Raw genomic sequence first — 26,697 nt, 5'->3', positions numbered from 1 at the left:
TAATCGCCGGATGTGATAACGATTTTACCAAGATGTCAACAACTTGTGTCCGACTCTACTCTATGTAAATGACAGGAGGCTTTCAGAGACATATAGACGTCAATCGCATCCTTACGGTCCTCCTTAAAGCCAAATCTTTCATATAGTTCCGTTCTACATCTGTACGCACCATTATATCTGGCATAGGTAGATGGGTAACAAAAAAGAAGCAGGCTGCCGTCGCAGCCTGCTCCTAACCTAACTGTTCTTATCTCTACCCACCCTGACAATAGTCAAATTCACGGTTACACGTTCAGCGAATAGGACGAGCGGGCGATCTCCGTAGCTTGAACCATGTTACGGAGGGATGCTACTGTTTCTTCCTTACCGCGTGTTTTGAGACCACAGTCCGGGTTGATCCAGAACAGCTTCGGATCCAGGACCCGCAGTGCACGCTCGATCATGCTTGTCATCTCTTCCACTCGAGGTACCCGCGGACTGTGGATGTCATACACGCCAAGGCCAATCCCTAATCTGTAGGTATTGACTTCGAAGCTGTGAATCAGCTCGCCATGACTGCGCGAAGTTTCAATCGAGATGACATCGGCATCCATCGCCTCAATCGAATCGATCATGTCATGGAACTCGCAATAACACATATGCGTATGAATTTGCGTGGTCGGCTGTACCGTGCATGTGGTCATACGGAAGGCTTTAACAGCCCAAGCGAGATACTCCGCTTGATCTTCCTCCTTGAGCGGCAGCCCTTCGCGCACCGCAGGCTCATCCACCTGAATCATCCCGATGCCCGCCTGCTCCAGCGCCTCTACTTCTTGTCTTAGGGCATAAGCCAATTGATAGGCAATCTGTTCCCGAGAGATGTCTTCGCGGACGAACGACCAGTTCATGATTGTGATCGGGCCAGTTAGCATCCCTTTTACGGGGCGGTTAGTCTTCGACTGTGCATATTTCGTTTCCTCCACCGTCATCGGTTTCTCGAATGCGACATCCCCGAATATTACAGGCGGTTTCACGCAGCGTGAGCCGTAGGACTGAACCCATCCATATTGAGTGAAGGCAAAGCCACCAAGCTTCTCACCGAAAAATTCAACCATATCCGTTCTTTCGAACTCTCCATGCACAAGCACATCCAGGCCGATCTCTTCCTGCAGCTTGATCCAAATATCGATTTGCTCCTGAATGAAGCGCTCATACTGCTCATGATTCCATTCTCCCTTGCGCCACGCCTGGCGTGCCTTGCGCACCTCGGCTGACTGAGGGAAGCTGCCGATCGTCGTGGTCGGAAAAATCGGCAGCTGCCACTTATTCTGTTGAGCGACATGACGCTCCGCGAACGGCAGACTGCGAACTGGATTCTGCACACTAATCTCGGCAACTGCCTGCTGAATGTCATGTCGATTGCGCTCTTCGGATTGTTTAAGCGCCTGAAGGGCAGCATCGCATTCTTCCAGTTCCTTGGCAATCCGGGCTGTGCCTGTGGAAATTGCTTTCGTCAAAAGAACCAGCTCATTCAGCTTCTCATCTGCAAAGGCGAGCGCCCCTTTTAGTTCAGGCTGCAGTTTCGTTTCGCTGCTCACTGTCACCGGAACATGCAGCAAGCTGCACGAAGATTGAACGATCAACCGTTCAGTGGCTACATATTTTGTCAGCTCTTCCAATTGCGACAGCTTCTCGTGAAGCGATGCCTTCCAAATGCCGCGTCCGTCAATCATGCCGGCTCCCAACACTTTATTCGCAGGAAACCCTGATTGTTTAATGGCTTGCACATTGCCTTGGTATCCGTGGACCAGGTCAAGTCCGATGCCGCTAACCGGAAGCTGGATGATATTCTGGTAGTTTTCCACCGATTCGAAATAGGTTTGCAGCATGATGTTTAGGCCGGGTGCCGAAGCCGCAAACGTTTCATAAATGCTGGTTAACCGCTTAAGATCGGCATCGCTTAATTTCGTCACGAGGATCGGCTCATCAATCTGGACCCATTGAACGCCTTCTTGGGCAAGCTCCTGGAGAATCTGAATGTAGAGCGGCAGCAATTTTTCCAGCCAGGCATCCGTCTCCGACGGCTGGTACCCTTTGGATAATTTCAAGAAGGTTAGCGGACCGACAATAACCGGCTTGCCTTCAATGCCGAGCTTCTCCTTAGCCTCCCGATAGGCTGCCAGCGGTCTGTTCTCCGTAAGAACTGGTGCAGCCCCATCCAATTCAGGCACGATATAGTGATAATTGGTGTTAAACCACTTGGTCATTTCACTTGCTGTAGCATCCTTCGTTCCGCGTGCAATACCATAATATACAGACAATGGCACAACACCGCCCTCATAAGAGAAGCGCTTCGGTACGATACCAAACATCGTTGCCGTATCCAGAACATGATCGTAATAACTAAAATCATTCACCGCAATAAGATCGATCCCGCTCTCCTGCTGCTTCCGTAAATGATTCAACCGAATCTCCTGCAGCTGCCGGTGAAACTCCGATTCATCAAGCTTGCCTGCCCAGAATGCTTCCAGGGCTTTTTTCCATTCCCGATCAGCGCCAATACGCGGATATCCCAGTACACTGCTTTTTGCCATCTATATAACACTCCTATACAAATTGTTACAAGAAAGATACCATGTATTAATCGGTATAGTGTAACTCATATAAGCTATATCTAGTTATAGCCTATGGCTATAGCAAGAAAGGTGTATATGTAATCTTGTTATACGCCAATACAAAAAAACGCGAGATTAACACGTTTTTTTCATAATACTCTATAATGGGATTACTTAGGATTGTAAAGGAGATTATCTATGAAAACGATTGGACTTATCGGAGGAATGAGCTGGGAATCCTCCATTGAATACTACAGAATGATAAATGAGCAGGTGAGAAGCCGCCTGGGTGGCCTCCACTCGGCCAAATGCCTGATGTACAGCGTGAACTTTGCAGAGATTGAACGCTATCAATCCGAGGGAAATTGGAAAAAAGCCGGTGAAACATTGGGGGAGGCTGCACTTTCTTTAGAAAAAGGCGGTGCCGATTTTGTACTGATATGTTCCAATACGATGCACATGGTACTAGAGGAAATAGAAGAAAAAATAAGCATCCCTGTGCTGCACATTGCCGATGCCACGGCTAATCAAATCCATGAGCATGGGATTCGTACGGTAGGCTTGCTCGGAACCAGATATACCATGGAGCAGCATTTTTACAAGCAAAGATTAGAATCTAATCATATCAAAGTGCTCATCCCCAATAAACAGGATCGAGAGATCGTAAATAAAGTGATATATGAGGAATTATGTCTAGGCAACATCCAATCGGATTCAAAAGCTTATTATAAAGAAGTCATTGAACGGCTAATTCAAGATGGAGCCGAAGGAATTATTCTAGGCTGCACCGAGATCGGATTATTAATAAAACCCCAGGATTCCATAGTTCCTCTGTTTGATACAACCTTCATACATGCCACTGAAGCTGTACATAAATCGCTCCAAACTGACTCTTAATGGGCTGACTCTCCCGATTTTGGGAGAGGTTGCCGACGATTCACGGCCCCCTCACACCTAGCGAGTTTTCAATTCAAAATCGGATATCTTTACAAGTTATCAATGCTGTTCAGCACCAGGATCAGCCCGGCAATGCACAACACCCATGACAGAATCGATCCGGAGCTCTTGGCGATTCTCAGTCGCAGCTTCTCCAGCGGACGCTGCATCATCCGGCCTAATACGAGGTGTAATCCGAGCAATAGGAGTGGAGGCAGCACCATCACGATATTGTATGCAGCCAGGATGGGCATCCATTGAACCGTAGTCAACTGCGCCTTTGTCATGAGTCCGATTGCCGCAAAATACGGAAGGGCTGTTGCTACCTCCAGCAGAGCAGTCGTGAACCCAAGTCCGATCATAGCCCCGAAGCTTTTGGATCTTGGACGGCGCGGCTCGGACGTTTTTTTCGTAGGGATAAAGAAGCTGGCGACAAACAGGATTCCGCCTACCACGGCCATGACCCAACTGACCGCTCGATTCTGAAAGATGCCGGTTACGGATTGCAGAACAGCATCCAAGCCCAGCATAAGTGCAGCTCCTACCAGGAAGTAGAAACCCGCCACTGTGAATAAATAAATGAATAAACGTGGGATTAGCCGGTCCCGTTCGGTCAAGAGCAGATACACCGTTACGCCAAGCGTGGCTGGACTTAGCGTGTCCAAGAGTGATAAGGCTCCAATGGAGAGCAGCAATTCCAGCGTCAAGATGTCTCCCCCTCTTCAATTTGTTCTTTGTCTTTGTATAACACATAAATCTCAAACGCCTGTTCCATGAATTGAAGAAGTTCATCCTCGATGGGATATAACCCCATCTGCTCGGACTGCGCCGGAGATTTACGGATTTCCCACAGCTTATCTACGAAGGGATCTTCATCTTCAAATACCTCCAGTCGTTTCTCATCCATCCTCCGTACAATTCGTTGTACATCCGGTGAGTCGGGTCCGTCCTGCATCCGCCTTTTGAGCTGTCCCAACAGAGCAATCCACTCGAGAGAGTCGGGATCCGTGCTGTTCATATTAGGGAGTAGACTTAGCAACTCCACTTCACGCTTCTCAAACATTTGCTGCCGGAACGAGTGTTTTAACGATGGGTCTCTTCCGGAGAGGTGAATTAATTTCTGAATGACATCCCAGCTTGTCTCACCTTCCACCGCAATGCTATGAAGCACAGCTCGCAGCGCCGATTCCATCTGGTCCAGCTTTTTTTGCTCGTTCAAAACAAAGTCCAACTGATTCATCAAACCGGTGGACCAGTTCCATTCCGGGTTTGAAATCATATCCGATATTTCTTGCAAACTGAAGCCCAGCCTTTTGAGAAACTGTATTTGCTGCAGCCTCTTTAATTCATCATCACTGTATATACGATGTTTGCCCGGTGTTTTGGCGGCAGGAATCAGAAGGCCAATCTGGTCATAATAGCGCAGCGTTCTTACCGTAATCCCCGTCTGTTTAGACAATTCTTGAATGGGAATCGACTTCATCACCTGCTTTCTTAATTCTCTCTGATATCTCCAGTATATAAGATGACGTTACGTCACTTTCAAGCTTTTTCACGAAAAATATTAGTACAATTGTGAATTCGATGCAGCGGGCGACAAAAAAAGCCCGCGCTATCGGGCTTGTTCAAACACATTCTGAAATTCACTTCCATTTGAGCATTTTCGTTCTGGTTAACCCGATCAGATAAAGACCCATGGGAATCACCAACAAGTGGAGAAGGGCGTAACTCGACCATACATTCTGAATGATATCAGCAACATAGACGGTGTTGATGTATGTATTCCAGGCCACGATGATAAACAGCACGGACAACGGATAGATTAGCGGATTCTGTTCCTTCAGTCGGAACACGGTCTTCATTCCTTGAAGAATGGAAAGATACAATAGAGAGATTTTGATAAAAAAAGTAAGGATCCAAAGCGTAATCAATATGCCTTCAACACGTTGAAAGAAGTTCCCTAGGTTAATCGTCTTCGCGAGTGCAAATGCCGGAAACGTGCTATTCTCCGTCTGTTCAATTCCCAGAATCAGCACACTGAGCAGGACGATGATGCTGAGCACGAACCCGCCTGCGACAGCTCCCCCCATCAGTGCCCTCTCCCCTTTTTTCTCCCCCTTGACCAGAGGCAGAAATACCATCAGCACAATCAGTTCCTGAAACATGGAAGCATGGAATCCGGCCTTGGCAACAGGCATCCAGCCTTCCTCAAGCATTGGCTTGATATGGTTCCAATCGATCTGGGGAATGAGTGAGAGGACAAGGACCATAAACAGAAATATGATCCACGGAAACATCAATTCACCGACCCGGGCCAAGATTATGATGCCCATCCTGGCGCACATGACGGCCGCGATCAAGAACAAGATTTGAATAGCTTCGATCGGCGTCTCCGGCATCATTTCGCTGCTCAGGAAAAAACCTAAGTTGCCAAGCAAAGTGCCTGTAAGAATCAAAAAATAAAAAAGGTAGACCAGCGAGAGAATCTTTCCCAGCAGCTTCCCCAAAACCTTCTCATGGATCTCGAAGATCGTTTGACCTGGATAGACACGCGCGATGGCCATGTACAGCACAACCATAAGGAGATTAATGAAGATACTGAAGAGGGAGGCCATCCACGCATCTTCCCTTGCAGTATGTGCTAACCCGGAGGGGGTAACCAGGATTGAGGTTCCGATGGTCAAGCCGAAGGCCAGTATAAAGAATTGTCGTGCGGCGATATCCTTATATTTGATCACGTGTTACCATACCCTTCTTCATTATGAAATCAACCTGTTCAGCGGTTGCATGATGGCACCGATCCAATCCAGTGGTCTTAGATAAGGCACCTCCATCATATCCCCTATCAAGGCCAGCAATGTGACTCCCCACACCGTATAGAACACGATCATGTCCCTGAGGGAGCGCAGTTGCAGAAGATGCCGGGTTTCCGTAACGAACACGATGAACAAGAACAATATCAACAACCAATGCCAATTCACGGCTCATCGACCTCCCGATTTAAGGGTTGTATGATGGATCCGATCCGCCGGATCGCTACATCGGCATCCACGCGAATGCTCATCGTTTTAAAGCTTTTTCCCCAATGATTCCGGTATTTTTTCCAAACGTCCGGATATTTTCGGTGCAACACCTCGCCGAATCCAAAAACATCGGATCCATAACGCTGCTGTACCAGCCCGATGTGCTTCCGAATATTTGCATTATATTTATCCTCGATATCCTTCTCTAATTCGTCTATGACGGCTGGTTGACTGATATCAATCTGACATTGAACGGCATTCACGTCGGCCTCGATCTCCAATTCGGCTGAAAATTCGGGAATCCCCTCCGCATTGAGCGCAACATCAAGCGTTGTGTCTGCCCGGTTCACCGTGAACCCGACAATGCCGCTATCCGGACATGAAATATATCCCGCTGTAGTGTCGACTTTATTGAGGACATAATTGACGGTCTTGCTGGGCGGTTCCCCCAGCCATCCTACTAGCCGGTCCCCTTTAAACACGCCGAGTCCCGTATGTTGAAGAAGCGTTGAAGGATTGATTTTCTTGACATTCTCCATAGACTGTCCTTCGGCTAAACTGCCGCTTAATTGGACCCCGGATAATACAGGGTCTGAGCCGTTGCGTTTGAGTTCCGTCACAAACTGCTGTATCGTGACTTTCCCTGTTGCTGCCCATTTTTTTTCCGATATTAGAATTGAGGAATAGAGCGAATTCGCCGGAACGTACTCGAATGGCGTAACGACCTCCAGGATCTCTGAGGCCTTTCCGTTCTTGGCAACGAGCATGAAGAAATCCGATCGCAGCTGATGATTCCGGGAGATATAATCGAGCACATCGCTGACCCCTGACCGGGCCATGTCTTCTCCAAATACCAACACGCGGACGTGGGACAGATACGGCATCCGAGGTGCCATGCTTAACGTGCGCTGAAGGGCGTCGGGAATGGTTTTGCCGACTGACTTGTAGGTTACGACCGGAAGGCTCCCCGTCGATCCGCCTTTTTTGGAGCCCGCCTCAGCGGAATTGAGCACTTGAGCAGAAATGGCGTACCCATTCTCATCAATGTCGATCCCAAGTGCCATAACAACGGCAAGTTCGTTTAGTTCCTTTCTGCTCCAGCATCCAGATATGAAAACCACCAGACTTAATATAAGCAGGACTGATCGTATTTTTCTTTTGAACATACATAATCTGTCCCCTCTGCTTAAAATAAAGAACCCCTGTCATGACTTACAGAAGGCTCATGGTTTGGATTTGGTTACATATTTCTTCATGCTGTGACGCGACATTCGCAGCAAAGCATCCTTTTGACTTCGCCAGCGTATAGGCGCAAAAGAAGACATATAAGGCACCCCCATGGACTGCAGGCTGCACAGGTGAAGGCCAATTATAATCATGCCGATAATCATCCCGTACAATCCAAACGACGCTGCTATTCCCATTAGCCCAAATCGCAAAATCCGCACCGATATTCCAATATTGAAAGAGGGTAGCGCAAAATTGGCAATCGCCGTTATGGATACAACGATAACCATCGCGGCCGATACGAGACCCGCTTCGACAGCGGCCTGTCCGATGACCAAAGTACCAACGATGGAGACGGATTGGCCGATCGATTTAGGTAATCGAATGCCGGCCTCGCGCAGGATCTCAAACGTGATCTCCATGATCAGCGCTTCGATAAATGCGGGGAAGGGTACCCCTTCCCGCTGGCCGATTAAACTTGTCAGCAAGTTGGTCGGCAGCATTTCCTGATGAAATGTGGTGATCGCAATATATAGTGAGGGGGTAAGGAGCGCTATTCCAAAGCATAGATATCGAAGAAGCCGAACAAGGCTGGCAAAATCCCATCGCTGATAATAGTCCTCGCTCGATTGAAACAGCTGAACGAACAACGCCGGAACCACCAGCACAAAGGGCGTTCCTTCCACAAAAATAGCAATTCGTCCTTCCAGTAAAGCGGATGCAATGACGTCAGGCCGCTCTGAATTATATACCGTCGGAAAAGGGCTGTACCGATGATCCTGAATCATTTCCTCGATATAATTGCTCTCAAGAACGCTGTCCAGATTGATTTCATCCAATCTTCTGCGCAGCTCATCAAGTACTTCGATATCATATAATCCATCCACGTACATCACGGCCATTAGCGTATTGGTGTGCTCGCCTACAGTTCTTTCTTCAATACGCAGCCTAGGACTTTGAATTCTTCGCCGGACTAGAGCCGTATTCTCGCGAAGGGATTCGGTAAAGCCTTCCCTCGGCCCTCTTACTACGGATTGTGAGCTGGCTTCCTCAACTCCGCGCTGCTTCAGTGCTTCAGTACCAACGTACAGTGAGGTTGATGTCCCATCCATAAAGATGATCGTATTCCCGGACAACAATTTCCCTTCAACTTCTTGAAAAGTGCTGGCTTCTCCCACTTTTCCCATCGTGATCGTGAGTTCTTTGAGCATTTTCATGCGTACTTCCGGTGACTGGTTTGGAAATTCAATAAATAGAGGTAAATCTGCATGAATCGCTTCGATTAGCAATCGGGGATCTCCCATCCCTTCAATATAGACCATCACTGTAGGTATAGCGCCCAAAGTCAACTCTCGGTAGATGATATCTCCGCTCTGCCCGAATCGACTCTTCATATTTTCGATAAATTGCGTCATGGAAACCGGCAATTTTTCTTGTGAAACATGATGGCGTGTGGTTTTATTCGTCATGTAAACGACTCCTCGTTTTTCCCTCATGGCCAGCTTTGCCTTACAAGGAATTCAATGACCTTCATTTATCTTTTCCTCTACTGTTCCCGCAGTTGGATATAATATACTTTTTATACGGACTACTGAAGTTCTTTCGATATTCAGAATGAACGATCGAAAAACAAATAACGCCTCTTGAAGACTCAGGGAGTCCCAACAGGCGTTATCTGCTCAAAATTTCCTACCACTTTAAAGTATGGTTAATGCGTCAGACCTTTAGCTTGCAGATAGGCTCGCTTGTATGCGGCCGCTTTTTGGGCAATCAAGCTGTAGTCCTGACGCTTCAAAGCTTCGTTTGTCAGATCCGAGCCAATACCGACGGCTATCGCCCCCGCTTTGATCCATTCGCCAAGGTTATCGAGCGAGACACCACCGGTCGGCATAATATTCGCCTGCGGCAGCGGGCCCTTGATCGCCTTGATCATCGACGGATCATACAGGTTGCCAGGGAACAGCTTAATAATGTCCGCCCCAAGTTCCAGTGCTTCCTGGATTTCCTTGATCGTCATGACCCCCGGCATGACCGGAATCCGATAACGATTGCACAGCATCATGGTGTCTCTGCTCAGGCACGGCCCAACAACAAACTCGGCACCGCTCAATATCGCCGCACGCGCGGTTTCCGGATCAAGCACTGTACCTACCCCGATGATGGCATAGGAGGATGGATCTTCGGCGTTCCATGAATATTTGCGCGACAACGTTTCAATAGCCCGGAGCGCAAACGGCACGGTCATCGTCACCTCAATCACTTTGATGCCGCCGGCAATCGCCTTTTCGGCCATCTCCACAACCTGCTCCGGCGTTTCGCCGCGCAGGACCGCGACCACGCCTTCCTCCGTGATTTTTTGAATCAGCTGCAGTTTCTTCATCTTAAAACTCCTCTTTTCTATTCGGTAACTACACAGAGTACCATTCAAACGTACACTCCGCTCCGTTTATCGTTCTCGTCAAGTTCCCTGAAGTCATATGCTTCAGAATGAGTCGATCTTCCGTCGTCCATCCTGTATATGCAACCTCAAACTCGCCGTCTGTCTTGAATTCCGGCCTGTGCTCGGACATTCGCCGTGCGAACGCCACCAGTTGTTCGATCCCCCTGTTCTCCGCTTCCGGGACGGGCACCGCTTCTACGGTGAGAGCTATTCCAGCGCCATGGCAAACGACCTGATGATATCCGGACTGTTCCCTAATGTCATAAGTAGTCCCTGGGCTCAAATGAACGGCAAAATAGACCTCATCTACTTTACCGTACAAAGCTTCTGACTCATACAACCATTCCCCTTCCGGTAGAACGCCGACAATTTCCGCACCGCCGGCACCCGCTGGTTCCGGCAGCGGATACAGTGCCAGCACCACATTTTTGTGATACAGCACCTCCATCCACTCGCTTTGGTGGCGGGGATCGCCACCAGAAGGATCATATCCCTCTCCCGGGTGAAAAAAATACAGCTGATTTGCCTTGCCGCCGTCGCGAATTGGGAGGCTGAACATCCAGCGCAGCTGCTCGTTGTCGAACTCACGAACCCGCTCCCATAATCCGCCCGCCGCATAATGATCTGTCACATAAGCATAAGAGTGCAGCTGCCTCATCTCGCCGTCAACCGATTTCAACAAAAGCTTGCGCACTTCCGTCGGTTCTCTGCGGTTTAGGGCAAGACGCCGTTTAGCTTCCGGAGCTTTGTGGAACAGAAATCCGGCATACTCCGTGCGCGGCATCTCCTCCGGGAGACTGAAATCACCGAACTGGACATAATCGTGAAGCACATTGGCATCCCTCGGCGCATCATGCGGCCATCCCCTGGAGTGGGCTCCTACCCACGCCCCTTTCAAATAATAGGACGTGCGCAGGCTCCACAGCTCATCTAACAGTTCATACAGCTCCTGCTTTAATTCCAGTTCCTCCGTCAATTCCAGTGCACAGGTGAACGCCTGTGTCCAATGCCAGAACCACGGCAGGCACCCGTACTCAGCCATACCTTCCCGGCGGAGCAGACTCAGGGTATCCAGAAGACTTTGTTTTCCGTCCTCCAGGAGTTCCTTATCGCGGAAGCGCTGGCCGAATATTAACTTGGCTGCCGTATATTTAGCCTCATGATGATTGCACACAGTAAGGGGCTTGCGAAAAAAACCACCTTGGTAGATGTGTTCCAGCGCAGCTTCAAACTCCGCGGCCAAGCCCTCGCTCATCTCACTTTCAAACTTACGATGGAAAAAAACCATCAAGCTTCCCATCAATTCCACCGGCAGCGCATGCGGACTCGCCTCTTCCGGCTTCGTCCCCAGGTTCAGCGGCCAGTGCCCGTGCATGGGATTCTTCGCATCCCGGTTCTGCAGCCGCAGCACACGACCCAGAACCTCCTCTGCCAACCGTTTACCTTCCTGCCGGTTAAACTGCGGATCATTCTCGAAGTCTGCCGAAGCTGCAAACAGATATGAAGCGTAATAGAAGTTATCACGAACATCTCTGTGAAACCACAGCCCGCTGGATAGCAAAGGCTGCCTCCATGCTTGTTCCGCAACGTTCCGAACAATCCGGTTCATTCTCTCTTTATAATCGTTCATGTGTTCTCCTTTCCCAATCCGATGGTAAAGCCGCTTCCCAACATAATGCAAAATAAAAAAAGAACCAAAAGAAACCTAATTCGAACCTATATAAACATTAAAAACCTAAATGAACAAAAAGGGAAGCTATATTTAAAAACCAAAGCCTTCATTTATCTTGCATGGCTTGCCCTTTACCACAGAAGAGGGCCTAACGGCCCTCTATTAATGGGTTATCCATACCCAGGAAATTGATCATATTCAGCATTACCTGTGCCGCCTCTGCACGGGTAGTCTGTCCCTGGGGAAGGAAAGCTTCTCCTCTTCCCTGCATTAAACCAAGGTTTACGACAAGCTTCAGGTCTTCCCGTGCATAAGCGGATACTTGATCCGCGTCTATGAACTTGATTTCTTTAACTTGTCCTTCCATACTGCCCTTGATCATCTTTGAAAGTCTTGCAGCCATGACAGCCATATCCTCCCGGCTGATCGGCCCATTGGGGTCGAATATACCATCCGTTTTACCTTTTACAAGCCCGGCTTCATAGGCAGCGGCAACCGCATCCGCATACCAGGCCTGCGATTTGACGTCATCAAATGCGTTTTTGTCACTTGCTGCAAAGCCCCAGGTCCGTACGATCAATGAGATAAATTCGGCGCGTGTTACCGCCGAGTCCGGAGCAAACTCCGTTTCCGTCCGACCATTTACAATATGCCGTGCGGTCAATACTTTAACGGCGCGCTTCGCCCAGTGCGAAGCAGGCAGGTCGTTAAACCCTTTGTTGTATTCCAGCACAGTGTATAATCCAGGACTATTTATGTAAGCTTCGAGTGATTCTTTGTGGGTCCCGGTTAACCCGCTGACATACTTCCATGTTTGAACATCTTGATCATATACATAAATCCCCAACAGTTCAGGATCCAATCCGGCATAAGCCGAGGCGTCAAAACGGATCCGGGCAGGCACCACAAAAGGTTGATTATATTCCTTTTCCACATCCCCGACAAGAAATACGCCGTATTTCATCATCCCGCCGGATCGGAGCTGAAGATTCGATCCACGGGAACCACCGACTAAAACGGACGCTTCCTGTTCCCCAACCGGTTCGAATGTCAGCAGCACCGCCGTATGACCGACCGAATCGGCTTCGATTGCCGAAAGCAGCGCCGAATCGAGTGTAAGAGTTACGCCCTTCTTCTTGATTTCCAGCTTGCTTTTTCCAAGAAGCGCTCCGGCTTGTTGGGGCAGGCTGATCTTGGTTTCCTCTTCAGTGAGTGAGATCGAGACTACGCCGTCCACTGGCGCCCGAAGCGTCTTCTCATTCACGATTTTGACCCCGTGGGTCGCTTCATGATGGCTCGTTTCCGTTGAAGTGTCCGAATTACCTTGCATCCCTTCATTGCCGGACGTGTTGTCGTGCGAATTGCTCTCCGATCCATTCCCGTTACCGGAGCCATTATCCGTTCCACCCTCGGTAGAGGATGTATCCGTCGTTACTCGCAGCTTGTTGCTCTCCGACAGATTGCCTGCGGCATCGGATGCCTTCACACTAAATACGTATTCGGTTGCAGGAAGCAATCCGTCCAGCGTTTGGCTATACACCGATGCAGACACACTCGTCACCCACTGCCCATCTCTGTAAAGGCTGTAGCCGGATACTCCTACAATGTCGGAAGACTCGGACCACTTTAAGGCAATTGAAGTATCTGTCACCGATGTATAACTCAGCACAGGCGCGCTTGGCGGGGTGTTATCACGAGTCGCGACCGTAATCTCCCGACTGTCTCCCACCCGCTGGCCGCCTCCATCAAGGCCCGATACCTCAAAGTGATAAATGGTACCAGGCAGCAGGCTGTCCACGGTCGCAGTGTAAGTGTCAGATGTCACTGTACGGTAAGTAGCGTCACTTACCGTAATACCGTCCTTGGTAATTTCATAACCTTCTATTCCCGACACGCCATCCGGGACCGTCCATTCCAGATCGACACTCGTTTCGGTTTGAAGCGTCGAATACAAGGAAGAGACAGGTACCTCTTTCTTAAAAACAACGGTATGTGCCGCACCTAATGATCCGTTTGTGTTCAAGCGCAGTTTAATGAATGGAGTCGTTTGTTCAAGGCTTACAGTAGGATCAGCACTTGCTAATACAAGCCCCGCGCGATTTAAATACAGCGTTATTTCCGACTGCTGCTGTGTCGGATCGGAGACCGCGATACTTAAACCGTCGTCCGTTTCCTTCATGATCACCGAAGCCGGCTGCTCCGAACGCAGATCGCCCACGGTACCCGGATTCCAAAAATTAGCCGCTGTGAGGCCAAGCGTCTTCTCCTTCACCGCGTGGATGTCTATCGTGCTTGCCAACACGTCGATATCCGGATTCTCACTGTACTGCTTGGTTGCCTCCCCACCCTGCTCAGGCAGCAGAACGTATGAATAGGAGGCATTAGCTGGTGTTTCTCCGTGATCGAAGGCCAGACTTAAATAATTCCGTGTAATCGGAGTATCCGCTTGCGAGCTGTTGATCTCCTTCCAACTGGCGGTTCTGTTCTCACGGAGTACCGACAATTCCGCTGCATCCGGGAAATAATACCCCGTTCCGGCGCCATCCGTATTACTGTCGAGATGTGCCCAATGCACACCGCTCGTCTTATATGGGGATCCGGTCGCTAACGGCTGGTCAACACCGTCCATAATGAGTCTATTGTCCCCGGCAGCATTCAACATGCGGTTCTCGATTAGGGTTTCAACCGTTTGAGGCCCGCTTCCATTACTGGTAATGCCGGAGCCAAGCGCGACGATCTCATCATCAAACATGAACCAGGATTTTTTACCCTTCAAATCGCTGCCCGTCACTTTAGCCAGCGAGAAATCCATGCCGGCGGCTCCGTATTCGCCATCCAGCGATACGCCCCCGACCCAAGATTGAGTATTCATGTATGAGGTCCATTCTCCGGGAACCCGCCCTTGTCCGGATCCGTCCGTTGTGGTCCCCGGCAAACGGAAGGAATCGACGGTCGGCCAGAAGTCATTGCGATACTGCCCGAAATCCCGGTCATACAAATAAGTCATGCCTATGCCTGTATACCAGCCCTTCAGGTTCTCGTTATTTCCCTTCTCAAAGGCCGAGATGCGATCCGAAAACAGGCTCAGCCCAAACCCAAAACCATCCCGCAAGTGAACGACCCGGTCCATGCCTGCGAACACTTGATTTTTTAACAGGTGGCCCCTCGGTGTAATCGCATCCTCGTTCATCAGCTTTTTGATGACCATGATATCGCCAAGGGACAATCCTTCGTAATAATTACTGTAGGTTGTATCTTTGGATATCCATTCCTTTGCCATTTGTTTGATGGATATGGCCACATCAGCCGGTGCAGATTCCGCCATGCGCAGCAAAGTAATGATCGTACTGCGGGCGCTGCCGCTGCCACTGCGGGAGATCCCCCTTCCGTTGACCATATCCATGAACTGCCCGTTATAAATGATCGGCTCATAGGTCTGCGATACCCAGTCATACACATTCAATACGTTACGATCCGTGATCGGCCATGGCGAATCGGTCAACAGATAGGACATGTCCGCCGTGCCTTTCAACCATACCGATCCATAACCTCCGGTATAAGCGATATTCGAATGCTGCACAAGGGAGCCGTCGCGATATACGCCGTCCCCTTTTGTCGCATAAACATATTCGGAACCGATCGAATCTCTACCCAGCATAATTTTGGCACTATTTTTTTCGATAATTCCACGAAGTGTAACTACAAACGCTTTATCCAATAAATTGGCACCGGTCATTTTGACCCCGCTGACGCCAAGCACGGATCCTACCTTCGGATTCGGACAGAATGTATCGATTGCCGAAATGAAACGGGTGATTTGTTCCCGAGATAGGTGGTCGTACATCAAAACCATCACATCATTAAGTACTTGCGGAGCACCAATCTCCCAGTCCCACCAGTTATTGTAGGCTTTTTTACTGCCGTTGTAGCGATTTGCGTACATCCAGTCGAGTGCGCTGACAATATCGCTCGCAAGCTCCTTGTTTTCGAACAAATCGGAGCCCGGAACGGAATATGCTAATGCCATCGTTTTTAATCGGTTATAAGCGGTCGTGATTTGGCTGGAATCGGTCGTGCTGGTCAGATCACTCCACAACCATGTGCGCCCGGGTGACTTGTCCAGCGACTTCCAGAATCCAGAAGCCTTATTCGCTTGGGCGGTCACAGCCGCGACAATATCAGGATCACTTTCGTCAAATGCGCCACCAGTCAGACGTGTATGCCATTTTTCACGTAAGCTTTCGTAGGCCTCCATGTCTGAAGCTGATTCCACATTTACCAAACATTCTGCAAACGTCAGACCATCCAGTGTTGAAATTCTGATTGTTGTCGTACCCATACCTACGCCGGTAATCTCCCCAAGATCATTTACGATCGCCACATCGGGGTTGCTTGAAGTCCAGCTTACACTTTTGTCCGATGCCGTAGAAGGCGTCATGGTCGGAGACATCGTAACCTTGCCACCAACTGCCATGGAAAAGGCCGTTTGATCCAGCGTGATTCCGGTATAACCTGAATATTCCTCCAGCACCAGGTCGTCAAACCAGACCTTCCCTTTCCCTGTCTCCAGAAACGGCTCAATGGTCAATTTGGTTGTTGTTTCGGGAATCGTCAGAACCACCTGCTGCATCGTCCAATCACGGGTTCCTGTCCATTTCTCGGAAGCAGGTCCGTCCCCCACCTTGGCCGTATTATAGTATTGGGTCCGGAAGTAAACGCCCTGGCCGGATACGTTATCCGTCTTCAGCCACAGCTTAAGCTTGTAGGATTTGCCGGGTGTCACAGATGTGACCACCTGCTTGACGGATACCCGACTCGTGTTAAAAGCATCAAACAACAGTGACTGTTTCCCTTCATGCGAGTGTTCCGTATCGATTTTGACCGTTGCCGTTTTGTTCGGCTCTTTGCCGCTGCCGGTTGGAATCCATAAATCCCAATGAACCGGAATTGGATCCGCGATCCCTTTCCAGGCCCCGCTTACCGTGGAAGTCGTTTCTTCGAAGCTTCCATTAAGCATAAGATTGGTAGATGCAGCCGTCGCTACCCCGGCTGTGAAACTCCCGATGCTTGCGGACAAGAGATCTATCCCAAGCATAAGCGCTAACACCAGACTGGTTTTTCGCATTAATTCACCCCGCCATATGGTTAAAGTACAAGCCACAAACCTGGTACGTACACCTCAGCTTTCTAAGACTCCTACGGCTCAATACCCGCATCAGGCCTCGTGTTACTTGTAATCTTACTTAGTTGAAAAAATAGGAAGGTGGAGAATTTTGACCGAAAGCGTATACATTTCTGACATTGTCCTGGACTCCTGTTCAGGGCACATACGTTAAAAGGGGTGTCCCAAAAGATCTTAGATCTTGCGGGAGGCCCCCTTCTTGCTGTTAGAAGACGCTCCATGTACGAATCATTCCTACCATCGCTGTTGCTTGTCCGGAATCGATTCGTCCTCTCCGCTACGCCGTGCAGATGGCGGCCAATGATCAAAACAGAAGCCATAGCGGTGTGGGAATAACATCCTGAGCACCGCTATGGCTTTATTTGACACACTTCCTGTTTATGGGAGCCGTACGTCAAGCAACTACATCTGCTTTTGGGACTGCCCCTTGTTGAACTCGACGAACTGTACAATATCCGTGCCTGTATGGACTATTTGTCTTCTCCGTCCTGTACGAAATTGAGCACAGCTTCGTCCACAGCAGCGGTCTGTCCGAGGTCCGGTCGATCTGACAGTTCGACTTCGCAAGATGCGGGACGGCCATGCAGTTCAAACAGAACCAGTTCGTTTTCCCCTTTACGCAATAAAGGGCCGGGAATATATAACGCCCTCTGCGGCCCCGCCTTCCAGTACCGGCCCAGATTGAAGCCATTGATCCAGGCGACACCTTTAGTCCAGCCATCAAAGCGAAGAAACGTATCCCCGATGTCCTCCACCTGAAAATGTCCGCGGTAAAATCCGGGCAGGTCTGCGTTTTCCGATTCCGGTGTGGACAGCTCTTCTTGCTCCGTCTGCCCATCATCGGTAACCGGTTTATAAGAGAGTGATGACAGCGTTTCGGACTCCAGCGGCAGGGTCCGGATCGTCCAATCATACAGGAACTGGTTATCGATTCTCACACCTTCCGTGATTCCCTTAGGATCGCGGATAAGCGGCCCATAATTGATCCGGCCCATGTTCTCGACGAGAATATCCAGCCTTGCTCCGTTTGCGGGAACGGTAATATCGAGCGGCTCTGAATTCCAACGTTCGATCACGCCAAGCGGCCGACCGTCCAGAAATACCTGGGCGCGATCTCGGACCTCCTGAATATGCAGCTGCTGTCCTTGCCGCGGTCCCTGAAGAAATGTGCTGTACAATATAAAACCATAGGATTGTCCGAATTTTTCCATCGGCTGGATGCATACGCTTTGTATCGGTTCTGAGAGATGCTGTAGATTGGCTTCCGTAAATAGACCGGCCTTTTCAGATAAAGCCACCTTTCCGTAGGCTGCCTTAGGAACGGGCTTCGGGAACACACAACCCGGCGCAAAACCATGCTTGTTGAGCACCAACCGGACCGCCTCATATTTCTCCGTCTTATCCCCCCATTCCGTCAAAGGGGCATCATAATCGTAGCTTGTCGTTGTTGGCTCATAGGTCTGGATGTGATTCGCTCCACTGTAAAAGCTGAAATTGGTTCCACCATGGAACATATACATATTAATCGAGGAGCCTTTCTCCAGCATTTCATCCAGTACGCCGGCAACATCGGCCGCATCCCGCACATGATGGTCCTCCATCCAGTGATCAAACCAGCCGTTCCAGAATTCCATGACCATCAGCGGCTCTTCCGTACGATATTCCCGGTATTTGCGGAAGGATTCTTCTACCCTGGAACCGAAATTCACAGTCGCGTGCACATCTTCAAGTGACCCGCCTAGCAGCATCTCGTCGGTTGGCCCGTCGGAAGTAAAGAGAAGCACATCCACGCCACGCCGCACCAGTCCTGCGCGCAAATATTCCAGATAAGCGTGATCGTTGCCGTAACTGCCGTATTCATTTTCGACCTGAACGGCCAGAATCGGCCCTCCATGTGTGGACAGCAGCGGAACCAGTCTTGGGATCAACTCATCGTAATAATGATCCACCTTGCTTAAATAGAGCGGATCACTGCAACGAAGCCGGACTTCTCCATAACCAAGCAGCCAGCCTGGCAAACCTCCAAATTCCCATTCCGCACAGATGAACGGGCTGGGTCTGACAATGACGCGCAAGCCCAATCTCCCGGCTAATTCGATAAACGATACGACGTCGGCCATGCCGCTAAAGTTAAATTCCCCTTCTTTGGGTTCATGTACATTCCATGCGATATAAGTTTCAACGGTATTGAAGCCGCAGGCCTTTAATTTTAATAGCCTGTCCTCCCAATATCCAGGAACCACACGGAAATAGTGAATCGCTCCCGATATGATCCGGTACGGCTGCCCGTTCAACAAGTATTGCCCGTTCTTCCAAGTGAGCATTCCCATTACAGATCCCTCCACACTTCTTGATAAAATCCAACGTTTATTGCCCGCAGCGATAAACCGCCATTTTTTTGATTTTCGGACTTGCGGCCGATTTCAGTATACGTAAACGCACCTTGTCCGTAGATACTGGCGAGAACGCATCGATTTTCTTGTGACCGATCGCGCTGCCGCGCGTAAGCTCAAGCCACTCTCCATCGATGAACGCTTCCAGCACATATTGACTTACACGTTCTCCGTAAACGATCTCCTCCATGACAACGGCATGATCGATCACGCATACTCGGGAAAGGGTCATTTCAACGACCTCGCCCGATCCCGAGGTTTCAGCCAGGGCATGACCAAACCGACGCTCGATCTCTCTGCCAAATGCCAGAAGCCGCTTTACATCGGCTTCCGGAAGCAGCCCCCGATGGTCTGGAGCGACATTGAGCAGCAAGGTTGCCCCATGTCCTACCGACCGATAATAGATTTCCATTAGTTGACCAACAGACAACAGCAAGTGTTCTTCGTCAGGATGCCAGAACCAGCGGTCTTTTCGGATGGGGACATCACATTCCGCGGGCACCCAGCCCGGCGTCTCCGGCAGCCACTTCAGCGATTCTTCGCTGAACATGCTGCCTCGCGAAGAATCGGCCGTATTCCAGCAAGGATACGGAGCGACGCCATCCTCATTGCCGACCCAACGGATCGTGGGCGCGCCCATATTAAACACCATCGCGCTGGGCTGATACTTTTTCACGAGATCCATGATTCGAGGCCAGTCATATTCTCGGCCTTCCGACCCCGCGCCGTCAAACCAGATTTCCACAAGCGGACCATAGCCGGTTAAGAGCTCCTCCAATTGTCTGCAATAAAAGTCATCATACTTTTGCGGGTCGGCATAACACGGCTCGTGCCTGTCCCAAGGGGATACATAAATACCGAAGCCGATCCCCTCTTCCCGGCAAGCATCCGCACATTCTTTTACGACATCGCCCCGCCCATCCTTCCACGGGCTCGAGGCTACGGAGTAATCCGTTGTCGCCGTTGGCCACAGGCAAAAGCCGTCATGGTGCTTGGCCGTCAATATGAAATAACGGAATCCGGCTTGCTTCGCGGACCGAACCCATTGCTTGGCATCCAGGCGGTCCGGATTAAACAAAGATGGATCATCCCTGCCTTCCCCCCACTCCTGATCACAAAAAGTATTGATTCCAAAATGGCAGAACATCCCGAGCTCCATGTCCTGCCAGACTAGCTGCTCTGGAGTCGGCAAAACCGCAAGATAATCCGATTGCTCCTTCAAATCTTCATTCATCTCTTTTTCACTCCCTCACATGAGTTATGCGACATATGAAACTTGATTCCAACTACACAGTGAATGACACGGTTCATTATCTTTTTAATACAATCTGATAGGTCTCTTCCCCCTCTGCCGCAAACGTATATTGATAACCCGAGCCTGAGCTTAGGCATGTTATAGGTACAGGAACATGCGTGGAATCAAGTATTACAAGCTGGTGCCCGCTAAATAAAACACAATTCCGGAAATTCTCAGAATAAATCTCAGCCGCTTCAAGCTTGCCTTCTTTCCAGCTGATATTCACTGTATAACCCCCTCTAGCACGAAGTCCCCTCACCGAACCACTTGACCATGAGGACGGCAGAGCGGGAAGCAAGCGAATTTCGCCTCCATGGGATTGCAGCAACATCTCCTGGATCGCGGCTGCTCCACCGAAATTGGCATCAATTTGAAAAGGGGGATGGTCACCGAACAAATTCGGATGTACTGCCTTGGCCAGCAGCTCGCGTAGGCTGTCATGTGCCTTCTCTCCCTCGCCAAGTCGAGACCAGAAATTCGTAATCCACGCTTGGCTCCAACCGGTATGTCCTCCGCCATACTTCAGGCGCCGTTCCAACGTTGCCCTGGCAGCTTCTCCTAGCTCGGGCATTCGATGAGGGATAATCTGTTCTCCCGGATGCAGAGCGAATAAATGTGAGATATGGCGATGGCCTGGCTCAAACTCTTCATAATCGACAGCCCATTCCATGACCTGTCCATATCGGCCGATTTGGGGCTGAGGAAGCTTTGCCCGCGTACCGCTCCATTGTCTACTCCATTCCTCATCCATCCCCAGAATCTCCGCTGCTTCAATACAAGCGGTAAATAATGCATATATAATTTGTGAGTCCATCGAAGGGCCGGAGCATAAGGAACCCATCTGTCCTTTCTCGTTAATATAGCTGTTCTCCGGTGAGAGCGAGGGCGAAGTAACCAGACAGCCTTTCTCATCAAAAACAAGAAAATCAAGAAAGAACAAGGAAGCCTCCTTCAGTACTGGATAAGCTCGTTCTCGCAGGAATGACTCTGACAGATTATAGCGGTAATGCTCCCATAAATGCAGGGCCAGCCACGCCCCGCCCATCGGCCAGAAAATGGCAGGTGTCCATGCTCCAAACAAGCCGCTCTCTGCCCACAGATTCGATGATGTGTGCGCCGTAAACCCTCTCGCCCCATACAGAGATGCCGCGGTCTTCCGCCCGTTTATGACCAACCGATCGATAAAATCGAACAATGGCTCGTGACATTCCGGCAAATTGCCTGTCTCGGCAATCCAATAGTTCATCTGCAAATTAATGTTCAGATGATAATCACTCTCCCAGGGTGGCGTGAAACTTTCATTCCAGATTCCCTGCAAATTGGCAGGTAAACTCCCCGGTCTCGAGCTTGCCATCAGTAAATAACGACCATATTGATAGAACAACGCCTCAAGCCCAGGATCATTAACCCCTTGCCGATAAAGCTGTAGTCTCTCCGAAGTAGACCTATCAACAAGTGCATCTTCTGCCTCTGAAGCGCCATCTTCCGTTATCGGAGTTATCAATGTATCAGACGCTTCGATTTCCAGACTTACTCGCTCGAATAAAGCGCAGTGATCAGCAATATGCTCATCCAGCAATGAGCCATATGGAAGCAATGCAGCGGATCCCGCTTGTTGCAGTGCCTCCCGGTACGGGTCATCACAGCGGAACGATGTTTGAGCGGCGAACAGCAAGGTAACGGCATCGGCAGACTGGATATCGAGGTAATTGCCAACCGTTTGACACTTGCCGCCAATCGTATAGGCATGAAGTACTGCCGCGTATTTAACACCATCCGGCCCACATATGCCCTCCATCGCCAATGTACGTTCATTTTCTCGCTTTATGTTTCCATCGAAGGGTCGCCTGCTTAACCGGGCTGATAAATGAATAGCTGCAGGTTCCGATGCAGAAATACGAACGACAAGGACTTGATGAACAGCACTTGCAAAGACTTTCCTGTCATAGAAAATGCCGTTCTCTTCCCAGGATACGGAAGCAACGCCCGTCCTCAGATTCAGCTCCCGCCTGTATTGATTAACTTCGGATGTGTCGGACTTGAACTGAAGCAGCAGATCTCCGAGCGGCTGGTAAGGTCCAAAGTATTGCGGAGCATTCGTAAAATGTGTAAGCGCCAACTGCTCCGCCTCTCGCAGCTCCCCACAGCGAAGAAGAGATCTAATATCATCCAGCTTTTGTATCGCCTCTGGATTGTCGTGCTGCTTCGGTCCGCCATACCATACCGAATCTTCATTCAAACCAATCCGCTCGGTGGACACACCGCCAAATACCATGGCTCCGAGTCTCCCGTTGCCGACGGGAAATGCCTCCGTCCAGACCTTTGCAGGCCGTCGTTCTACAAGCTTTCTAGTTTCGTTGATCATCGCTCTGCTCCTATTTTGAGTATCACAATAGAATAAGGGCTGTCTCAGATGTATGATTACTGAGGACAGCCCTTCCAATCAATAGCTAAGCATCAACCTTTAGGATTCCATCCGGCCCGATTACTTAACAACGCCTTTTTCGTTAATGATTTTTGTAGCTTCATCGACCATCCATTGTTGAACCTCATCAATCGGCTCGTTGCTGAGCATGAACTTCGCAAAGCCGTCATCAATGATCTTGGTCAATTCCGAAGTATCCGTCATCATGACTTTAGCTGCATCAAGATACTGGATTTCATCGCTAAACAGCGTATATTTCAGCGAATCCATATCGTACTTATCCTCTTTACCGGCAACCAGCTTTGTCAACAATTCTTCGTTATTCGCTTTCTTGTAGCCAGAGAACTCAAGTCTGTTGTCCGAATCGGCTGTTGTCATAAATTTCATAAGCTTGAAGGATGCTTCCTTGTTGGTTGAATTGGCACCCAGCGCAAGCATGCTGCCGCTGGTGAAGTATTTTCCTTCATACTCTTTAGGTTCCATTCCCGCAGGAGGCACAGGTACAGGAGCGAAAGCTGTTTTGAAATCATGTGGATATTGCTCGGTATTGCCTGGGTCCGCTATCGTGAAGTTGCCTGTAAGAATCATAGCAGCTTCTTCATTAAAAAATTCAGTACGGTAGTTCAGCTTCGCGGCAAGTACGTCACTGTAAGGTTTGGCCGACTTGTCCGTCTCCTCCATATCTTTGCGGAGCTGGAAGAAATACTTGTAAGTCGGATCGGCCAGAATGGTAGTTCCGTCCTCATATACGAACGGATCTTTCATCATGGTTTGCGCCGGAGCGTTCATATAAAGCTCCCATGTATGGAAGTAAGACCCGTAACGCTTGTCTACGCCTTCGCCCTTGGTCAGCTTCTTGGAATAGTCGCGGTAATCATCCCAAGTCCAGCCGAATTTCGGAACTTCAAGTCCTGCTTCATCCAGGGCATCCTTATTGAGCATCACATAGTTCATGCTCTTGGTGTACTGCATGCCATAATACTTGTCTTCTAACTTGGCATTGACAAAGTATTCGTCTTCCGGAACGAGACTTTCCTGCTCATAGAACTCGTTCAGGGGAGCAAGTGCTCCACGTGAGGCGCGTTCGAGAACTCCGCCTAAGCTTGGGAATTGAATAACATCGATCGCTTCACCGGATGAGATCAGGAAATCAAGCTTTTTCAACATTTCCACGGAATCACCTGGGACCAGAACCACATGTTCGACCTTGATATTCGGATTCTGATCCATAAATTCCTGGAGCATGGCGTCCGTACCCGCCTGTTGAGCTTCGTTATCCCAGTTGTAATACTTGACGGTAACCTGCTTGTCCGTCTGACCGCTTCCACCGTCCTTGCTGGCACCGCTTTCAGACCCGGAATTCCCGCAGCCGCTTAAGACCAGGGTGCTCGCCAGGATCGTGCTAAGAATGACGGATAATCTGTGTTTACTTTTTTTCTTCATCTTACTTCCCCCTGCACAGATAAATTAGTTGTGGTGCTGTTTTCATGTTCATTATAGGCACCAGCATGGCGGATCAAGTGCACAATTTTGAGGTTCTAGGATTACATTTTTGACTTTCCGAACTTCTGATTTTTGACATTAGACTTCGTATCAACCTTTTACCCCGCCCAAAGCAATGCCGTTTATAACCTGCTTTTGCAATGCGATGAACACAATGACCAGCGGAATAATCGCTGATACGGACGCCATCATCATAATGGCGTAGTTGTTGGTATAGTCATCACGGAACAGCGTCATCCCCAGCGGAATCGTGTATAAGTCCTTGTCCAGCAAGAAGATGAGCGGATTCTGGTAATCGTTCCAGGTCCAAATGAATTTAATAATCGCTACCGTAGCAAGCACAGGTTTGCACAGCGGAACCATAATGGAAGCAAATGTCCGCAGATGACCCGCTCCGTCAATTCTGGCCGCTTCCAAGTATTCATCACTGATCCCGATCATAAACTGACGCAGCAGGAATGTGAAGTAGATCGAGAACATGCTCATGAAGATGATGGCTGCATGCGTATTGTAGAGGCCAAACCAGCGAATCAGCAAAAATCGAGGAATCAGCGTCGCCTGATCCGGAATGATCATGAACGAGAGCAAGGCCATAAAGACGAGGTTCCGTCCTTTAAAGCGAATCTTCGTCAGCGCATAGGCTGCCATGGATGAGATAATCAGTGTGATTAAAGTCGTAATAATCGCTATTTTAAAAGAATTAAAGTAGAAATCATAGAAGGGAACTCTTCCCATCCAGACCATCTTGAAATTGTACGCCAGATTCACCTTTTCCGGTATCCATTGAATCGGAAATCGCATAACATCCTTCTCATATTTAAAAGCCGCGGAAATCATCCAGATAAGCGGAACGAGAAACACGATGGACAATGCCCCCATGATAAGGGTGATTATCACTTTGGACACGTTTTTTCGAAGCAACTGCATGTACATTCCTCTCCCTCCTTATTCTTCATTTCTCATTTTCCAGGTAAGCGCGGTAATCAGACCGATAATCGCGAACAGCAACCAGGAAATGGCCGAAGCGTATCCCATATTGTAGTATTTAAAGCCTTCCTCATAGATGCGGAATACAAGCACGGTAGAAGAATTGTTCGGGCCGCCTTCCGTTAAAAAGGCAATGATGTCAAACACTTTAAACGAGCCAATCAACATCGTAATCAACAGGAAGAAGGTCGTCGGGCGGAGCATCGGAACCGTGATCGCAAAAAACTTTTTGATCGAACTGGCACCGTCAATATCCGCCGCTTCGTAAATTTCATTCGAAATGTTCGTGAGCCCAGCCATGTAGATTATGATCGTGTAACCCAGGCCCGCCCAGGAACTGATAATCGAAATCGCCAAGAGCGACGTTTTCGGATCGACCAGCCATTTCGGCGGACTGCTGATCCCGATGTCCATCAGAAACTGGTTGATCGGACCCAGCGATGGGTGGAATAATGCGCTCCACACCGCAGCAACTGCGATGATCGAAGAGATATAAGGAATAAAGAACGCGACTTTAAAATAACTCTTGAAGAACACGCTGTTGTGAATCAATACCGAAAGCACCAAGGCGATCGCAATCGGGATCGGCACCGTAAGAACCATATAGATCAAGTTGTTCTTTATCGCTTGAATAATGGTTGGATCATGGAACATCTTGATGAAATTATCCAGTCCGGTAAATTCGATACCCTGGACACCCGACAGCATATCCCAATCGGATAAGCTCAAATACAAAGAAAATCCAAGGGCAAATACGTTTAATAGCAGCATTCCGACGATTTCCGGGGCCAGAAAGAGCCACCCGATCAAAGCCTCTTTCCGCTTGGGAGTCCAAAACTTCCGCCGGCTCTTGGACACAGGTTGTTGTACAGCCTCCATGTAGCATCACCTCAACAATTTGTAAGTTGTCATTATAGTAATACATCCGCCATCGGCAAGAAGGAGGGATTATGACCAGCCATGTGCAAGATTTTGACCTAAAAAAACCCCACAAAGTGGAGCCTATGCTCCGATGCTC

General features: G+C 49.4%; 17 protein-coding genes. 1 reads left to right on the top strand and 16 read right to left on the bottom strand.

The genetic code is table 11. The annotated features are described in order from the left end of the window. Positions 1-284 precede the first annotated feature (284 nt). Positions 285-2,573: a 5-methyltetrahydropteroyltriglutamate--homocysteine S-methyltransferase gene (metE, locus tag AB4124_RS24155; RefSeq protein WP_441974436.1), complete on the bottom strand. Its 2,289-nt coding sequence runs from the start codon at positions 2,571-2,573 to the stop codon at positions 285-287. 219 nt (positions 2,574-2,792) lie between these two features. On the opposite strand from metE, the gene AB4124_RS24150 reads away from it, so the two are divergent. After that, positions 2,793-3,491 carry an aspartate/glutamate racemase family protein gene (locus AB4124_RS24150; RefSeq protein WP_441974435.1) on the top strand — a complete coding sequence of 233 codons (699 nt, stop codon included), beginning with the start codon at positions 2,793-2,795 and terminating at the stop codon, positions 3,489-3,491. An 89-nt stretch (positions 3,492-3,580) separates the two neighbouring features. Here AB4124_RS24150 and AB4124_RS24145 read toward each other — a convergent pair whose 3' ends face one another. The 15 genes from AB4124_RS24145 to AB4124_RS24075 form a co-directional block, all read right to left on the bottom strand. Beyond that, a complete protein-coding gene (locus AB4124_RS24145; RefSeq protein ID WP_379416215.1) occupies positions 3,581-4,237 on the bottom strand; it encodes a GAP family protein in 657 nt (218 codons plus the stop codon). Then, entirely contained in the window at positions 4,234-5,013 is a 780-nt protein-coding gene (locus AB4124_RS24140; protein WP_441974434.1) for a MerR family transcriptional regulator, read from the bottom strand. Before AB4124_RS24140 ends, AB4124_RS24145 begins: the two co-directional genes overlap by 4 nt. A 160-nt stretch (positions 5,014-5,173) precedes the next feature. Beyond that, a complete protein-coding gene (locus AB4124_RS24135) occupies positions 5,174-6,268 on the bottom strand; it encodes a GerAB/ArcD/ProY family transporter (protein WP_441974433.1) in 1,095 nt (364 codons plus the stop codon). Positions 6,269-6,289: 21 nt separating this feature from the next. Then, positions 6,290-6,511: a hypothetical protein gene (locus tag AB4124_RS24130; protein WP_076323193.1), complete on the bottom strand. Its 222-nt coding sequence runs from the start codon at positions 6,509-6,511 to the stop codon at positions 6,290-6,292. Beyond that, entirely contained in the window at positions 6,508-7,719 is a 1,212-nt protein-coding gene (locus AB4124_RS24125; protein WP_441974432.1) for a Ger(x)C family spore germination protein, read from the bottom strand. Before AB4124_RS24125 ends, AB4124_RS24130 begins: the two co-directional genes overlap by 4 nt. Positions 7,720-7,776: 57 nt before the next feature. After that, positions 7,777-9,249 (bottom strand): spore germination protein, encoded by a 1,473-nt coding sequence (locus AB4124_RS24120; RefSeq protein WP_441974431.1) that lies wholly within the window; start codon positions 9,247-9,249, stop codon positions 7,777-7,779. A 239-nt stretch (positions 9,250-9,488) separates the two neighbouring features. Continuing rightward, a complete protein-coding gene (locus tag AB4124_RS24115) occupies positions 9,489-10,160 on the bottom strand; it encodes a bifunctional 2-keto-4-hydroxyglutarate aldolase/2-keto-3-deoxy-6-phosphogluconate aldolase (protein ID WP_430107279.1) in 672 nt (223 codons plus the stop codon). A gap of 28 nt (positions 10,161-10,188) precedes the next feature. Further along, complete coding sequence (locus AB4124_RS24110; RefSeq protein ID WP_441974430.1) at positions 10,189-11,850, bottom strand: hypothetical protein; 1,662 nt, start codon at positions 11,848-11,850, stop codon at positions 10,189-10,191. Between the two features lie 190 nt (positions 11,851-12,040). Then, the gene (locus AB4124_RS24105) at positions 12,041-17,017 is read right to left on the bottom strand and encodes a polysaccharide lyase family 8 super-sandwich domain-containing protein (RefSeq protein ID WP_441974429.1); all 4,977 of its coding nucleotides are present in this window, start codon (positions 17,015-17,017) and stop codon (positions 12,041-12,043) included. Positions 17,018-17,544: 527 nt separating this feature from the next. Then, positions 17,545-19,404, bottom strand: a complete 1,860-nt coding sequence (locus AB4124_RS24100; protein ID WP_441974428.1) for a beta-galactosidase — start codon at positions 19,402-19,404, stop codon at positions 17,545-17,547. Positions 19,405-19,441: 37 nt separating this feature from the next. Beyond that, positions 19,442-20,701 carry an alpha-L-fucosidase gene (locus tag AB4124_RS24095; RefSeq protein ID WP_441974427.1) on the bottom strand — a complete coding sequence of 420 codons (1,260 nt, stop codon included), beginning with the start codon at positions 20,699-20,701 and terminating at the stop codon, positions 19,442-19,444. A 76-nt stretch (positions 20,702-20,777) separates the two neighbouring features. Next, positions 20,778-23,129, bottom strand: coding sequence for a glycoside hydrolase family 95 protein (locus AB4124_RS24090; RefSeq protein WP_441974426.1), 2,352 nt, complete (start codon positions 23,127-23,129; stop codon positions 20,778-20,780). A gap of 120 nt (positions 23,130-23,249) precedes the next feature. Beyond that, on the bottom strand, positions 23,250-24,632 hold the full coding sequence (locus tag AB4124_RS24085; protein WP_076326114.1) for an ABC transporter substrate-binding protein: 1,383 nt from the start codon (positions 24,630-24,632) through the stop codon (positions 23,250-23,252). Between the two features lie 150 nt (positions 24,633-24,782). Next, complete coding sequence (locus AB4124_RS24080) at positions 24,783-25,625, bottom strand: carbohydrate ABC transporter permease (protein WP_083659837.1); 843 nt, start codon at positions 25,623-25,625, stop codon at positions 24,783-24,785. A 12-nt stretch (positions 25,626-25,637) separates the two neighbouring features. Next, positions 25,638-26,558: a carbohydrate ABC transporter permease gene (locus tag AB4124_RS24075; RefSeq protein ID WP_441974425.1), complete on the bottom strand. Its 921-nt coding sequence runs from the start codon at positions 26,556-26,558 to the stop codon at positions 25,638-25,640. Between the last annotated feature and the right edge of the window lie 139 nt (positions 26,559-26,697).

This window comes from Paenibacillus sp. 2KB_20 (assembly GCF_052115765.1).
Lineage (GTDB): Bacteria > Bacillota > Bacilli > Paenibacillales > Paenibacillaceae > Paenibacillus_AQ.
The sequence above is the reverse complement of the archived record's forward strand: the minus strand, read 5'-3'. Positions and strand labels throughout refer to the sequence as shown.